This window comes from Couchioplanes caeruleus (assembly GCF_023499255.1).
Lineage (GTDB): Bacteria > Actinomycetota > Actinomycetes > Mycobacteriales > Micromonosporaceae > Actinoplanes > Actinoplanes caeruleus_A.
In genome coordinates this window covers 5457709-5472150 of sequence record NZ_CP092183.1, presented here as the reverse complement: position 1 = coordinate 5472150, position 14442 = coordinate 5457709, and the positions used below count along the sequence as shown (strand labels likewise).

Genomic DNA, 14442 nt, shown 5'->3' with positions numbered 1-14442 from the left:
GAACGCCGGAGAAAGCCTTATTTTTTTCGTGCTACATAGCCGACCGGCAAGTGGCATCCTGCCACAATTCAAGACCGTTTTCAGGCGCGGGTCCGAAACGGGGCCAGGGTCGTACGGATCTGGTCAGCCGCACCCCAGTCGTGGTCGAACTGGGCCAGTACGGCGAGGTGCTGTCGCAGCTGGACGATCGGCATCCGGTCCGGCCACCCGGCATCGAGCGACGTCAGCTCGGCGTAGCGGGCGAAGAACCGCTCGGCCTCCGGTGGCGGCGACGTCGACCACACGTGGGCGAGGTCGACCTCGGCCCACGTGTACGACACCGCCGGGTCGATCAGCGCCGGCCGTCCGTCCGGGGTGGCCATCAGGTTCTGGGTCCACAGGTCTCCGTGGGTGAGGCAGGCCGGCCGGTCCGGCAGCAGCTCGGGCAGGCGGTGGCACAGCCGCTCCAGCGCGGCCCGGTCGCCGGCGTCCAGTGCCGCCTCGACGCGGGGCTCGCCGAGCCATCGCAGCAGCCGGTGCTCGGCGAAGAACGCGTGTCCGACCTCGTTCCAGGTGTTGACCTGCCGGCGTCGGCCCAGCCAGTTGTCGCGGTGCCATCCGAAGCGCGGGTGGATCGTGGTCTGATGCAGGCCGGCCAGCATGTCCGCGAACCGCTCCCAGAAGGTTCCGTCGCGCGGGCGCGGCCGCAGGACCGACAGCACGAGCAGCTCCCGGTCCGCGCGGATCACGTCGGGTGTCACCACGCCACCGAGCTCGCGCAGAGCCGTCAGTCCATCGGCCTCCGCGGCGAAGACGCCGGAGACGCCGGAGACGCCGGAGACGCCGGAGACGCCGGAGACGCCGGAGACGCCGGAGACGTCGTCGTCCGGTGCGTCGGCGAAGGCCTTGACGAACACCGGCGGCCCGTCCCGGCGGGTGGCCGTGCCGGCGAGCGCCGCCATCCCGCCCGTCGCCGGCTCGACCGAGACGACGTCGTGGAAGCCGGCCCGGCGCAGGCAGCCGAGCAGGAACGCCGCCGGGTGCGTCATGAGTCGAAGCCCAGGCCGACCCGGTCGAGCGTCCGCAGCCAGAGATTGCGGCGGCCGTCGCGCCGGTCGGCCCGGGCGATCGACCAGCGGGTCAGCTGGATGACCCCCGTACGCACCGGCTCCGGCGGGAACGGAACGGGCTTGCTGCGCACCAGCCGCAGCGACGTCAGTTCCGTACGGCGCCCGTCCAGCAGGTCCAGCATCACGTTGGCCCCGAAGCGGGTCGCGCCCACGCCCAGCCCGGTGTAGCCCGCCGCGTACGCGAGCCGCCCGCCGTGCGCCGTACCGAAGAAGCCGCTGAACCGGCTGCACGCGTCGATGACGCCGCCCCATTTGTGGGTGAAGCGCAGACCTTCGAGCTGCGGGAAGGTGTCCCGGAAATGCTGGGCGAGCACCCGGAACGTCTGCTCGCGCTGGTCGTGGTCGGTGGTGATGCGCCCGCCGCGGTAGTAGACGGCGTCGTAGCCGCCCCACAGGATGCGGTTGTCCGCGCTGAGCCGGTAGTAGTGGAACTGGTTGCCGGAGTCGCCGACTCCCTGCCGGTGGGCCCAGCCGATCGCGGCGAGCTGCGCGCCGGTCAGGGGTTCGGTCATCAGGGCGTAGTCGTAGACCGGGATGACGTAGTGGCGCAGGCGGCGCAGCAGGGTGCCGTACGCGCCGGTGGCCAGCGCGACGCGGCGGGCGTCCACCCGGCCGCGCAGCGTGTGCAGGCGCAGGCCGCCGCCGGTCACGTCGATGCGGTCCACGCGGGTGTTCTCGTACAGCCGCACGCCGAGCTCGAGGCAGGCCCGGCGCAGGCCCCAGACCAGCCGCGCGGGGTCGACCATGGCGCAGCCGTCGCGGTCCCAGACGCCGCCCAGGTACGTCGGGGAGTCCAGTTCCGCCCGCACGGCGTCCCGGCCGAGCAGCCGCACGTCGGCTCCCCGGGCGCCGGCCGCCTCCTGGTACGCCCGCAGCTCCCGCAGCTGCCAGTCCGCGGTGGCGACGTGCAGCTCACCCGTACGCGAGAAGTCGCAGTCGATTCCGTGGCGCCGGACCGTCTCCTCGATCTCGTCGAGGTTGCGCCGCCCGAGCCGCTCGAGGGTGTCCATCTCCTCGGGGAAGCGGCTGAGCCCGTTGTCGAAGCCGTGGGTGAGGCTGGCCGCGCAGAAGCCGCCGTTGCGCCCGGACGCCGCCCACCCGGCCGTGCCCGCCTCGACGACGACCACGTCGCGGCCGGGGTCGCGTTCCTTGGCCAGCAGCGCCGTCCACAGCCCGCTGTACCCGGCGCCGATGACGGCCAGGTCGGCGGTCTCCGCGGCCGCGAGGGGCTCGGCCGCCGCGGGCGCGCCCTCCTGCCGCAGCCAGTACGGCTCCGGCGCCGCGTCCGCGAGCGGATCCACGACTCACCCGCGCCGGCGCGGCCGGGACCGGATGCTCGCGGCCACCGCGATCAGCACCCCGGCCAGGAAGATCAGCGTGCCCATCACGTTGACCTGCGGCGGCAGGCCGACCCGGGTGGAGCCCCAGATCCACAGCGGGAACGTGGTCGTGGTGCCGGCGGTGAAGTTGGTGACCACGAAGTCGTCGATGCTCAGCGCGAAGGCCAGCATCATGCCGGAGCCGACCGCGGGCAGGATCATCGGGAACGTGATCCGCCAGAACGTCGTCCACGGGTTCGCGCCGAGGTCGGCCGCGGCCTCCTCGATCGAGCGGTCCAGGGTCAGCACCCGGGCGCGGACCAGCACCGCGACGAACGAGATCGAGAACATGACGTGCGCGATCGTGATCGTCACCGCGCCCAGGCCGACGCCCAGCGACACGAACAGCGTCAGCAGCGAGGCGCCCATCACCAGCTCGGGGGAGGAGATGGCGGCGAACATGACGAGGTTCAGCGCGCCCGAGCCGCGGAAGCGGTAGCGGCCGAGCGCGTACCCGATGCCGGTGCCGAGGGCGCCCGCGAGCAGCATCGTCGCGAGCGCGACGAGCAGCGAGGTGACCAGGGCCCGGGTCAGCTCGTCCAGCTCGAAGACGCGGCCGTACCACTTGAGCGTGAAGCCCTCCCAGGTCTGGTTGTAGCGGCCCGGGGTGTCGTTGAAACCGAACAGGACCATGATCAGTACCGGCAGCGTCAGCCAGGCGACGACCAGCCACGTGTACGCGTGCAGCACCCGCCCCCCGGTGAGCCGGCTGCGACGGGTCACCGTGGCGCGCGCCGGTGGCGTCTCGCGCGTCCCGGGTTCGAGCACCTGGGTCATCGCGCCGCCACCTTCATCACGTCCTCGGTGCCGAGCGCCCGCGCGTACGCGAACACCCCGATGAGCAGCACGGCCATCAGCGTGAACGACAGCGCGGACGCGGTCGGGTAGTTCGAGCTGGTCAGGTACTGCGACTGGATGACCTGGCCGATCATCGTGGTGGACGAGCTGCCGAGCACCGCCGAGTTGACGTAGTCGGAGCTGGCCGGCACGAACGTCATCAGCACGCCGGCGAACACCCCGGGCAGCGCCAGCGGGAAGATCACCTTGCGGAAGGCGGTGGCCGGGTCGGCGTACAGGTCCCGGGCCGCCTCGACCACCCGTGGGTCGATGCGTTCCAGGGCCACGTAGATCGGCAGGACCATGAACGGCAGGAAGTTGTAGACCAGGCCGCCGATCACGGCCGCCGGCGTACCGAGCACGTGGGCGGAGGACGACAGCAGGCCGAGGTGCTTGAGCGGGCCGAGCACCATGCCGTCGTCGGTGAGGATCTGCCGCCACGAGATCGTGCGCAGCACGAACGACACGAAGAACGGCAGGAGCAGCAGGAACAGGTACGTCGCCTTGCGGCGCCCGGCGTAGAAGGCGATCCAGTACGCGACCGGGAACGCCAGCACGATCAGGATCAGCGTGGTGACCGCCCCGTACGCCAGCGAGCGCACCAGCTGCGTGCGGTAGTTGACGATCGCGTCCGCGTACGTCTGCCAGTGGCCGGTGAAGACGTACCCGGTGACGACGTCGCCCTCCTGCAGCGACAGCGACAGCATCGTCACCATCGGCACGACGAAGAACAGCAGCAGCCAGAGCCCGCCGGGCAGGACCAGCAGGTACGGCGCGAGCCGGCGGCGCAGCACGTCAGCCCAGCACGATGGGTTCGAAGATGCTCTGGTACTCCTGCTGCTCGGCGGCGGTGGCGAAGTCGCGGTAGTAGTGCAGCCGGGCGTAGTCGTCCGCGGTGGGGAACACCAGCGGGCTCTTCGCCACCGCCTCCAGGGAGGCCTTGTCGGCGCCGGAGGCAGCTGCCGCGTCCTTCTTGATCTGCTCCTTCGCGTCCGGCACCGGGCAGACGTAGTTGATGTACTCGGCGAGCGAGGCGGCGATGTCGACCTGGTAGAAGAAGTCCATCAGCTTCAGCGCGTCGACGGGGTTCTTCGCGGTCACCGGGATGGCGAAGTTGTCGGTCCAGATCGTGCCGCCGTCCTCGGGGATGACGAACTTCAAGTTCGCGCCGTCGGAGACGTTCTTCTGGAAGATGTCGCCGGACCAGGCCTGCGTGATCCACACCTCGCCCTTGCCGAGCGCGTCGACGTAGCTCTGGTCGTAGTAGTTGCGCAGGATGCCCTGCTGCTTCTGCTCCTTGAGCTTGGCGGCCGCCTTCTTCCAGTCCGCCGGGGTCGACGTCGCCGGGTCGATGCCGAGCGCCAGCATGCCGAAGTTGCCGAGCTCCTGGGTGTCGGAGAACATGCCGACCTTGCCCTTGAACGCCGGGTCCCACAGGTCGGCGAGCTTGGTGATCGGCCGGTTCACCTTCTTCGGGTCGTACGCGATCCCGGTCATGCCCGAGGTCCACGGGATCGTGTACGCGTTGCCCGGGTCGAACGCCTCCTTCGCGTACGCGGGGTCGGCGTTCTTGGCGTAGTTCGGCAGCCTGGAGTGGTCCAGCGGGGCCAGGAAGCCGGACTGGACGAACTGCTTGAACTGGATGCCGTTGGTGATGACCATGAGGTCGTAGCCGATGTCCTGCCCGGCCGCGAGCTGCGGCTGCACCTTGGCGAACCAGGGGCCCATCTCCTGGATGACCTCCTCGTACTTGACCTGCACGCCGGTGGCCGCGGTGAACTTCTGCAGCTCGGGGTGCTTCGGGTCCATGTAGAGCGGCCAGTTGGCGAAGGTGAGCTTGCCGTTGCCGGTCTTGCCGGTCCAGTACTTCGCGACCGCGTCGGCCGCGGGGGCGCTGGCGGCGGGGGAGCCCTTGCCCTTGACCCCGCAGGCGCTCAGGGCCGCGCCCAGCGCCGCGAGGCCGGAGATCCGCAGCGCGTCACGGCGGTCCATCCGCCGCCGGGTCAGGCCGCGGACGAGGGAGGGGTCGGGCATGGGGATGCGGCTCATGAGACTCCGATCGGGTACGAGTGCTGCGCGCTCCAGGTGAGGAACACGCGGTCGCCGGGTCCGGCCAGGTCCTCGGCCGAGTACGCGTTCTGGTCGAAGACCACGAGGTCCGGACCGGCGGCGGTGCGCACGGTGTAGTTGGTGGAGGTGCCGTGGTAGACGACCTCGGTCACCACGCCGGAGAGCACGCTGCCGCCGGCGCCGGTGGGCTCGTCGCGGCTGAGGTCGATCTTCTCCGGGCGTACGGACACCTCGAGGGTGTCGCCGGGTCTGACGGATCGCGGGACCGCGACCAGCACCCGGTCGGCGTCGCCGTAGCGCAGCACCGCCACGCGAGCGTCCACCTCGTCCACCGAGCCGTCGAGCAGGTTGGACGTACCGATGAACCCGGCGACGAAGCGGGTGGCCGGCCGCTCGTAGATCTCCCGCGGTGAGCCGAGCTGGTCGATGCGCCCGGCGTCCATCACCGCGATGCGGTCCGACATGGTCAGCGCCTCGCCCTGGTCGTGGGTGACGTAGACGAACGTGATGCCGACCTCGCGCTGGATGCGCTTCAGCTCGATCTGCATCTGCTGGCGCAGCTTGAGGTCGAGCGCGCCGAGCGGCTCGTCGAGCAGCAGCGCCCGCGGCCGGTTGACCAGCGCCCGGGCCAGCGCCACGCGCTGCTGCTGGCCGCCGGACATCTCCCGCGGCGAGCGCTTCTCCATGCCGCCCAGCGACACGATCTCCATGATCTCGCCGACCCGGCGGCGGATCTCGTCCCGGGCGATCTTCCTGCGCTCCAGCCCGAAAGCCACATTCTGGTACGTGTTCAGGTGCGGGAACAGCGCGTACGACTGGAACACCATGTTCACGTCGCGCTTGTTGGGCGACACCCCGGTGACGTCCCGGCCGTCGAGGTACACGGTGCCGCCGGTGGGCTCCTCGAACCCGGCGATCATCCGCATCGTGGTCGTCTTGCCGCAGCCGGAGGGTCCCAGCAGGGAGAAGAACTCGCCTTGGCGCACGCTGAGGTCGGTGGGCCGTACGGCCTGCACGCGTTCGCCGTGGGCCAGGAACTCCTTGTGCACGCCGGCGAGTTCGATCGCGACATCGTTCATGGGGTACCTCTTCAGCCGAGACGACTCATCACGTGCTTGATCCTCGTGTATTCCTCGAAGCCGTAGACCGACAGGTCCTTGCCGTGGCCGGAGTGGCCGAACCCGCCGTGGGGCATCTCGGACACGAACGGCAGATGGGTGTTGATCCAGACGGTGCCGGCGTCGAGGCGGCGCGACATCCGCATCGTCCGGCCGTGGTCGCGGGTCCACACGCTGGCGCTGAGCCCGAAGCGCGTGTCGTTCGCGAAGCGCACCGCGGCGTCCTCGTCGTCGAAGGCCTGTACGGTGACGACCGGCCCGAACACCTCGTCCCGGATCATCTCGTCGTGCTGGCGCAGACCCGCCACGACGGTCGGCTCGACGAAGTACCCGCGCTCGCCGATGCGCCGGCCGCCGGTGACGATCTCGGCGTGGCCGGGGGCGCGGTCGAGGAAGCCGCGGACGCGCCGCAGCTGGGTCTCGTTGTTCAGCGGCCCGAAGTCCGCGTCCACCTCGCCCGGCGCGCCGACCGTGGTGTCCTTGGCGGCCACGGCCAGGGCGGCGGTGAAGTCGGCGGCGATCCGGCCGTGCACCAGCACCCGGGTGGCCGCGGTGCAGTCCTGCCCGGCGTTGAAGTAGCCTGCTGCGGCGATCGCCCGCGCGGTGGCTTCGACGTCCACGTCGTCGAAGACCACGACCGGTGCCTTGCCGCCCAGCTCGAGGTGCACCTTCTTCAGGTCGGCCGCGGCGGACGCGGCCACCTCCGTCCCGGCCCGGGTCGAACCGGTGATCGAGACCAGCTGCGGCAGGGGATGGGCGACCAGGGCCCGGCCGGTGCCGCGGTCGCCGCACACCACGTTGAACACCCCGGGCGGCAGGAACTCGGCGGCGATCTCGGCCAGCATCACGGTGGTCACCGGTGTGGTCTCCGAGGGCTTGAGCACGACCGAGTTGCCGGCGGCGATCGCCGGGGCGACCTTCCACACCGCCATCATCAGCGGGTAGTTCCAGGGTGTCACCTGCGCGCAGACGCCGATCGGCTCGCGGCGGACCCAGGAGGTGTGCCCGGCCAGGTACTCGCCCGCGGACCTGCCCTCGAGCATCCGCGCCGCGCCGGCGAAGAAGCGCAGTTCGTCCAGAATGGGCGGCATCTCCTCCCGGGCGGTCAGCCCGAGCGGCTTGCCGGTGTCGCGGCACTCGGCGGCCACCAGCTCATCGGCGCGCGCCTCGACGGCGTCCGCGATCCGGAGCAGGGCCCGCTGCCGCTCGGCCGGCGTGGTGTCCCGCCACACCTCGAAACCCGCTGCGGCCGCGTCCATGGCCGCGGCCACGTCCACCTCCGAGGAGACGGGCGCGTGCGCGTACGTCTCGCCGGTGCTCGGGTCGAGGACCGGCGCCGTCCGCCCGTCGGCCGGGTCGACGCGCGACCCGCCGACGACGTTCCGCAGCACGGGCGACGCGGCGTTCACTGATCGGACCTCCCCGGTCGGCGTTGACGGACCTTGACACACCCAAAGCCGTCTAGACAAGGGAATCCGAAGCTTTTTCCAAGCGCGAAACGAAATCAGGGGTATGGGTACGTTCCCGCGACGCAATCCGAGGTGGACGGGCGACCGCAAGAAGCTTCCCGTGGCGGCACCGCGCGACCGGGGCCGGCCGGAGTGCGGTGCCGCCGGGGCGGGTCAGACGGTGACGGGCAGGGCGCCGAGCGCGCGGCCGGCCTCGCGGGCGGCGCTGAGCGCGCCGGCGTGCATCCGGGCCGCCTCGGCGGTGAAGGCGTCCAGCGCCGGGTTGACCCCGACCAGCGTGAACTCCCGCTCGACGATGGTCAGGCCGCCACCCCACGAGTCCGCGATGATCCGGCGCAGGTACGGCGTGGAGTGGTCCCAGCCCTCGCGCGGAGTGCCGGAGCCGTACGCCCCGCCGCGCACCGTGGCCAGCACGACCGGCTTGCCGGCGAGGAACGGCGTACCGAAGCCGCGCGGGTCGGTGGCCACCAGGTCGACGTACGTCTTGAAGTGCTGGGAGACACCGAAGTTGTAGAGCGGCACGGCGAACAGGATCGCGTCGGCCGACAGGAGCTCGTCCACGAGGGTGGCGGCGAGGGCGACGGCCGCGCGCTGCTCCTCGGTGCGGTCGGCCTCCGGGGTCATGCCGGCGCTCACGGCGGCGGCCCACGCGGTCGCGGGCAGTACGTCCACGCCGATGTGGCGCTGCACGACGGCGTCGCCGGGGTGGGCGGCGCGCCACTCCTGCTCGACGATGTCCGCGATCTCGCGGCTCGCCGAGCCGTGCGTACGGATGCTGGCGTCCAGCCGGAACAGGGTCACGGCAACTCCTCGAGGTTGAGTTCAAGCTTGAAGTCACCGTAGCACTTTCGCTTCAAGCTTGAACTCGAGTGCGACATCCGTCACTTCATCCGTGAAGTCACGACGTACGCTGGACGGCATGCCGGAGGAACCGCGGTGGCTGCAGTCCTGGGAACGCGACGCGTGGCTCGCGCTCGCCGGACTCATGTTCAAGCTGCCCAGCGCCCTGGACGCGCAGATGCTGCGCGACAGCAACCTCACGCTGTTCGACTACTTCGTGCTCAGCCACCTGTCCATGTCTCCGGGGCGTGCCCAGCGGCTCAGCGATCTGGCGCACCACGTCAGCAGCTCGCTGTCCCGGCTGTCGAACGTGGTGAAGCGATTGGAGCAGCGCGGCCTGCTCCGGCGCGAGCCGGACCCGGAGAACCCTCGCTACACCACCGCCGTGCTCACCGACGCGGGCTGGGACGTCGTGGTCGCCGCGGCGCCCGGGCACGTCGCCGCGGTGCGCCGGTACGTCATCGACGGGCTCACCAAGGAGCAGGTCGACGTGCTGCGCGAGGTCGCCTGCCACGTGGCCGGCCAGGTCGACAAGAGCTGCGACGAGCACCCGCGAGCGACCGGCCCAGGTCGGTGAGGCGGTAGAAGACCCGCGGCGGAACCGGCGCCTCGACCCGCCGGGCGACCAGGCCGTCGCTGCCCATCGAGCGCAACGTCTGCGACAGCATCTTCTGCGAGATCCCCGGAACCCTCCGCCAGCACCTTCACCACCATCGCGGCCCACTTCGTATCCGTGACCGCCTACCCGGGCACGGAGAGCTTGAGATGCGCGTTCGCCTGCTACCGCGCGATGGCCACGAGCGCCGGTCACCTCGCGGCTGAGTCGACCCGACGCCTGATCGCCGATGGTGGCCACATCATCCCGTTGGGACCGCCCGGCGCACCTGCTCGAGCATCTGCGACCCCGGTACGCCGGCCGCACGTCGTGATCACGGGCGGTTCCTAGGGCAGGAGCTGGTCGAGCGCCGGCGGCCGCGTGAAGATGCCGTCCTCGCTGCCCAGCGTCGCCAGCCGCTCCAGCGACGGCCGGTTGATGTCGTGCGGCCAGTCCGGCAGGATCATCGACGTCCGGACCACGTCCGAGATCGGCGTGTACGTGCCGATGATGTCGCGGACCTCCTCCGGGTGCGCGGTCGCGTACGCCATGGACTCGTTGATCGCCGCGGTGAACCGCCCGACCACGTCCGCGTCCTGCGTGGCCGTCGTGGAGCCGGTGAAGTAGAGGGCGACCGTCAGGTCCGCGGCCGTGTCCACGAAGTTCGAGGCGATGACCTGCGAGCCCTGGGTGAGCGCCTCGGACAGCTGCGGCTCGACGACCCACGCGGCGTCGATCTGCCCGGACTGCAGCGCCGCCGGCATCTCCGGGAACGGCAGAGCGGTGAAGACGAGCTTGGCCGGGTCACCGCCGGCCCGGCGCACGGACTGCCGTACGGTCGTGTCGCCCAGGCTCTTCAGCGCGTTGACCCCGATCTTCTTGCCCGCGAGGTCCTTCGGGCTCTTGATCGGGCTGTCGTCGGGCACCACGACGGCCGAGAAGTCGCGCCCCGGCCGCCCGTTCGAGGTGACCCCGTTGGCCACCACCTTGAGCGGCACGCCGTCGGCCTGCGCGGCCATCAGCGAGGTGGCGTTGCTGAACCCGAACTGGTACTTGCCGCCCGCCACGCCCTTGACGATGGCGGCGCCGCCCTGCTCCTGCACCAGCGTGAGGTCGAGGCCGCGGCTGCTGAAGAACCCCTTCTTCTTCCCGAGGTACGCCGGGGCGACGTCGACGATCGGGATGACGCCGAGGCTGACCTTGGTGCCGGCCGCCGCGGGCGCCGCCTTGCCGTCGTCGTCGGAGGTGCAAGCGGTCGCCGCGAACACGGTCGCCGCCACGGCGAGCGCGGCGAGAATCCGGCGCATGAGGAACTCCTGTAGGTCACGACACGAACACGCTCGCCGCACGCTACCCGCGAGCCGGGTCCTGGGGAACCGGCCGGAACGGACGAAGATCCCCGCCGAACCGCCGACCGGTCGACTTCCGCCCCGGCGCGGCTCGCCCGGCGGGTGGCGGGGATGGCCGCGTGGACGGCGGCCGTCTCGTGGCCTGATTGCTCGTGGGCGACCCGGCAGTGCGCGGGAAGGCGATCCGCGTGACCGCGTGGACCCGGCCGGTGGAGCACGGCCCGGCGCACGCTGCGCTGCTGGGACGGCTAGATCATGATGACGCGCGGCGGCGGGAAGCCGTTGAAGCGGGACGCGTAGACGCTGGTGTACGCCCCCGCCGACCCGATCAGCAGCTCGTCGCCCTCGTGCAGGTCCGCCGAGAGCAGCACGTCGCGGGCGAACGTGTCCTGGCTGTCGCAGGTCGGCCCGGTCAGGTGGAAGCAGCGGCGCAGCCGGGTGCCGCGGGTGTCGTGGATCGGGTAGTGCAGGTCGCCGCCGGACTCCAGCACCTCCATGAGCCCATGGAACACCCCGAGGTTCGTGTGCGCCCACCAGCCCGACGGCCGCTCGGCGACGCCGATCACCCGGCAGCGGAACGTCCCGGCCTCGGCGACCAGGCAGCGGCCCGGTTCGGCGAAGACCTCGACCGGGTACGGCAGGTCCGCCAGCCCCGCGGCCGCCACCTGTCCGAACGCGGCCAGCGGCGGCACGGGCTCGTCGTACGCGGCCGGGAAGCCGCCGCCGATGTCCACCATCTCCAGCCGCACGCCGGCCCGCAGGAGGCGGTCCATGACCTCGGCGACGTCGCGCAGTGGTCGCTGCAGCGCGGCCGGGTCCAGCATCTGCGACCCCATGTGGAAGGTGATCCCGTACGGCACGAGCCCCAGCTCGCGGGCCTCCAGCAGCAGCCGTACGGCGCCGGTGGCGTCCACGCCGAACTTGCCCTCGCTGGGTACGACGCTGTCCTGCCCGCCGGAGGCGAGGCGTGCGTACACGCGGCTTCCGGGCGCCTCGTCGGCGACCCGGTGCAGTTCCTCGGCACTGTCCACGCTGAACCGGTGGACACCGGCGGCGGCCGCACGGGCGGTCTGCTCGCGGGAGCGTACGGGATTGCTGAAGATCAGGTCCTCGGGCCGGACGCCGCCCGCCGCCAGGGTCTCGATCTCCTGGACGGAGGCCACCTCGAAGCCGGCGCCGGCGTCGTGCAGGGTCCGCAGCACGCCCGGATGGGTGTTGCATTTCGTGGCGTAGAAGGGGCGGACGCCGGGAAAGGCGGCCCGGAAGGTGTCGAGTGCGGCGACGATGCGGTCGGCGCGCATCTGCAGCACCGGGCCGGTCCGGGTGTCCACGATGGGATCGACGGTCACGACGCGAGGAAATGACTGGCGCACCGGGATGCCCCTTACGCTGAGTTGTCGTTTCAATGCGGAGCGTGTGCTACTCAGTATGCACGGTGGCCCCGGAAACGTCGATGACCTGGGAGCATGGAGATCAATGTCGAATGATCAAGCTATTGAGCTGCGGAAACGCAATTCGGGACACCCGTGCGGATGCCCCGAATGCGTCGTGCGGCTCCCCTGATCAGCGGAGTTGCACCATCTTGAATTCGATCATGGACCTTCGGGAAGTGGACTTTGAGTATCTACTTCCCATCTCTGAGTACAGATCGGTAGGCTCTCAGCGGTTGATATCGAACTCGCCGCACTTGGCCGAGTTCACAAACTCGGTCCAATGCGCCGGGTTGAAGATGAGAGCGGGACCGGAAGGGTTCTTGCTGTCGCGAACGGCAACGGCTGTGTCGAGGAAGGCGACCTCGACACAGTTGTTGCCGCCGTTTCCGTTGCTGCGACTGCTCTTTTTCCAAACGGCAGCGTTGAGATGGTGCGCTGGCATGCCCATGCACCTCCCTTCCATATGCGGTTGTGCGTGCCGGCCCCTTACGCGCGCAAGAGGCTCTCGATCATCTTAAGCGTGAGGCGCGGATCGAGCGCCCGGGTGCTCAACTGATCGAACTCCGCACGGTAACGTGCGACCTCTGAATGTTGCTCTTCGTAGAGGTCTCCCGCAAGACCCTCCAGGTAAACTACATCCAGATGAGTGGTCTCCGGAAACTCCAAAAGCGCTGCTGAACCGCCCAGGAACGGATGTTCGCCGGCGTCGAACGGCAGGATTTGGACCGTCACGTTGGGTAATTGAGCCACGTCGATGAGATGACGCAGCTGGTGATCCATCACGTCGAGGCCGCCTACGGAGCGTCGCACCACCGACTCGTCGATGATCGCGAAGAGCTGCAGCGGGTTCGCGCCGCGCAGCCGGTCCTGCCGCTTCAGCCGCAGCGCCACCCGCCGGTCGATGTGCTGCGGGGAGTCCGTCGAGCGGCCCGTGCGCATGAGCGCGCGGATGTAGTCCTCGGTCTGCAGAAGGCCTGGTAGGACAATGGGTTCCCAGACGCGCAGGGAGGCCGCCTCCGCCTCCAGGCCGATGAAGTTGCCGGGGCGCATGATGTCGCGGTAGTCGGTCCACCAGGTCTTCTGACGCGACGAGCGGGCCAGGTCCATGAGGGCCTCGCGGTACTGCTCGTCGTCCACGCCGTACAGCACCAGGAGGTCGCGGACGTCGCGGGGAGTGACGGCGACCCGTGCCGTCTCGATCCGGGTGACCTTGGCGGCATGCCATTCGAAATGCCGGGAGACATTCTCCTGGGTCAATCCGGCGTGTTCGCGGCACCGTTTCAGCTCCGTGCCCAAACGACGTCGCCGCAGCGTAGGACCTTCGTCTGTGGACACCCGTGGCTCCCTCGATCGTGGGACGTCGACAACCCGTCTGTATCGCCCCGTGATCCATCGTAGACGGGCGGGGTCGATGAGAAGTCTAGTACTTCTTGCATTGTCCTCGGGGGTCGGTACATGATGCTCCCGACAGCGAGTTATTGCCTTCTATACGGGCAGTTGCCCGACGGCGTAACGGTTCGATGTGTCTTAAGGAGTGGCGGCGTGCTGGCTGACCAGTTCTTCCTGATCGCGCACGAGGACCGCACCGGCCGGTCCCGTCTGCACCCCCGGGCCACCGGTCTCGGCCTGGCTGCCGCCCTGCTGGGCGAGCTCATGCTAGAGGGGCGGCTGCGTTGTTTCGACGGCGACCTCTACATAGAGAGCCGGCAACCGCCGCGTGACTCCCTCGCGCACTCCGTGCTGGAGCTGCTCATCTCGCAGCCGCAGCACCGTGAGCTGCGCACCTGGCTGGCGTATCTGTCACAGGACGCGGCCGACCGGGTGGGGGAGCGGCTCATGCGCTCGGGGGCCGTCGAGTCGGTGACCCGCCGGCGCATGCTGAGCACCCAGACCTTCTACATGCCCAACAACGAGGTGCAGCGCAACGCGGCCGCATGGGCGCCGATGCGGCTCGCCAACATCATGGTGCGCGGTCTCGAGATGTCCATCAGCGACCGTGTGCTGGCCGGCCTGGTCGTCGCGACCGGCCTCACCCGCCACGTGCTGTGGGACTTCGAGGTCCACCGGCACGCCCTCACCCAGCTGCCCACCGCCATCGGGTCGCTGCCCGAGGACCTGCGCCAGCTCATCGAGCACACCGAGGCATCCGTCGGCTCCGTGCTCGCCGTCGGTCGGCGGTGAGTGCCGTCGGCCGTCACCACCGCCGGCGGGACAACATCGACCAATGGGCTGGGAGGCTCTTG

14 protein-coding genes are annotated in these 14442 nt (G+C 70.1%); 2 read left to right on the top strand and 12 right to left on the bottom strand.

The window, feature by feature from the left end; translation table 11 throughout:
* Nucleotides 1-80 precede the first annotated feature (80 nt).
* From COUCH_RS25430 to COUCH_RS25395, 8 genes are all read right to left on the bottom strand, one after another.
* On the bottom strand, nt 81-1028 hold the full coding sequence (locus COUCH_RS25430) for a fructosamine kinase family protein (protein WP_249607718.1): 948 nt from the start codon (nt 1026-1028) through the stop codon (nt 81-83).
* The gene (locus tag COUCH_RS25425; protein WP_249607717.1) at nt 1025-2410 is read right to left on the bottom strand and encodes an NAD(P)/FAD-dependent oxidoreductase; all 1386 of its coding nucleotides are present in this window, start codon (nt 2408-2410) and stop codon (nt 1025-1027) included. Before COUCH_RS25425 ends, COUCH_RS25430 begins: the two co-directional genes overlap by 4 nt.
* A gap of 3 nt (nt 2411-2413) precedes the next feature.
* Nucleotides 2414-3265: an ABC transporter permease gene (locus tag COUCH_RS25420; protein WP_249607716.1), complete on the bottom strand. Its 852-nt coding sequence runs from the start codon at nt 3263-3265 to the stop codon at nt 2414-2416.
* Nucleotides 3262-4119 carry an ABC transporter permease gene (locus COUCH_RS25415; protein WP_249607715.1) on the bottom strand — a complete coding sequence of 286 codons (858 nt, stop codon included), beginning with the start codon at nt 4117-4119 and terminating at the stop codon, nt 3262-3264. Before COUCH_RS25415 ends, COUCH_RS25420 begins: the two co-directional genes overlap by 4 nt.
* A gap of 1 nt (nt 4120) precedes the next feature.
* Nucleotides 4121-5374, bottom strand: coding sequence for a polyamine ABC transporter substrate-binding protein (locus tag COUCH_RS25410; RefSeq protein WP_249607714.1), 1254 nt, complete (start codon nt 5372-5374; stop codon nt 4121-4123).
* A complete protein-coding gene (locus tag COUCH_RS25405; RefSeq protein WP_249607713.1) occupies nt 5371-6474 on the bottom strand; it encodes an ABC transporter ATP-binding protein in 1104 nt (367 codons plus the stop codon). Before COUCH_RS25405 ends, COUCH_RS25410 begins: the two co-directional genes overlap by 4 nt.
* Nucleotides 6475-6485: 11 nt before the next feature.
* Nucleotides 6486-7922: an aminobutyraldehyde dehydrogenase gene (locus tag COUCH_RS25400; RefSeq protein ID WP_249607712.1), complete on the bottom strand. Its 1437-nt coding sequence runs from the start codon at nt 7920-7922 to the stop codon at nt 6486-6488.
* A gap of 213 nt (nt 7923-8135) precedes the next feature.
* The gene (locus tag COUCH_RS25395) at nt 8136-8783 is read right to left on the bottom strand and encodes an FMN-dependent NADH-azoreductase (RefSeq protein WP_249607711.1); all 648 of its coding nucleotides are present in this window, start codon (nt 8781-8783) and stop codon (nt 8136-8138) included.
* Between the two features lie 118 nt (nt 8784-8901).
* Here COUCH_RS25395 and COUCH_RS25390 point away from each other — a divergent pair, with 118 nt between their 5' ends.
* Nucleotides 8902-9399, top strand: coding sequence for a MarR family winged helix-turn-helix transcriptional regulator (locus COUCH_RS25390; RefSeq protein WP_249607710.1), 498 nt, complete (start codon nt 8902-8904; stop codon nt 9397-9399).
* A gap of 365 nt (nt 9400-9764) precedes the next feature.
* On the opposite strand, the gene COUCH_RS25380 is transcribed toward COUCH_RS25390, so the two are convergent.
* From COUCH_RS25380 to COUCH_RS25365, 4 genes are all read right to left on the bottom strand, one after another.
* The gene (locus COUCH_RS25380; RefSeq protein WP_249607709.1) at nt 9765-10724 is read right to left on the bottom strand and encodes an ABC transporter substrate-binding protein; all 960 of its coding nucleotides are present in this window, start codon (nt 10722-10724) and stop codon (nt 9765-9767) included.
* A gap of 290 nt (nt 10725-11014) precedes the next feature.
* Nucleotides 11015-12115: a type III PLP-dependent enzyme gene (locus COUCH_RS25375; protein ID WP_249607708.1), complete on the bottom strand. Its 1101-nt coding sequence runs from the start codon at nt 12113-12115 to the stop codon at nt 11015-11017.
* A 310-nt stretch (nt 12116-12425) separates the two neighbouring features.
* A complete protein-coding gene (locus COUCH_RS25370; RefSeq protein WP_199512347.1) occupies nt 12426-12641 on the bottom strand; it encodes a DUF397 domain-containing protein in 216 nt (71 codons plus the stop codon).
* A 44-nt stretch (nt 12642-12685) separates the two neighbouring features.
* A complete protein-coding gene (locus COUCH_RS25365; RefSeq protein WP_249607707.1) occupies nt 12686-13534 on the bottom strand; it encodes a helix-turn-helix domain-containing protein in 849 nt (282 codons plus the stop codon).
* Nucleotides 13535-13741: 207 nt separating this feature from the next.
* On the opposite strand from COUCH_RS25365, the gene COUCH_RS25360 reads away from it, so the two are divergent.
* Nucleotides 13742-14380, top strand: a complete 639-nt coding sequence (locus COUCH_RS25360; RefSeq protein ID WP_199512000.1) for a GOLPH3/VPS74 family protein — start codon at nt 13742-13744, stop codon at nt 14378-14380.
* The last annotated feature ends 62 nt before the right edge of the window (nt 14381-14442 follow it).

Bases quoted from the DNA above. Each gene is read 5' to 3' on its own strand.
- COUCH_RS25430 (WP_249607718.1), bottom strand. From the start codon at position 1,028: ATGACGCACCCGGCGGCGTTCCTGCTCGGCTGCCTGCGCCGGGCCGGC.
- COUCH_RS25370 (WP_199512347.1), bottom strand. From the start codon at position 12,641: ATGCCAGCGCACCATCTCAACGCTGCCGTTTGGAAAAAGAGCAGTCGC.
- COUCH_RS25380 (WP_249607709.1), bottom strand. From the start codon at position 10,724: ATGCGCCGGATTCTCGCCGCGCTCGCCGTGGCGGCGACCGTGTTCGCG.
- COUCH_RS25405 (WP_249607713.1), bottom strand. From the start codon at position 6,474: ATGAACGATGTCGCGATCGAACTCGCCGGCGTGCACAAGGAGTTCCTG.
- COUCH_RS25420 (WP_249607716.1), bottom strand. From the start codon at position 3,265: ATGACCCAGGTGCTCGAACCCGGGACGCGCGAGACGCCACCGGCGCGC.
- COUCH_RS25410 (WP_249607714.1), bottom strand. From the start codon at position 5,374: ATGAGCCGCATCCCCATGCCCGACCCCTCCCTCGTCCGCGGCCTGACC.
- COUCH_RS25390 (WP_249607710.1), top strand. From the start codon at position 8,902: ATGCCGGAGGAACCGCGGTGGCTGCAGTCCTGGGAACGCGACGCGTGG.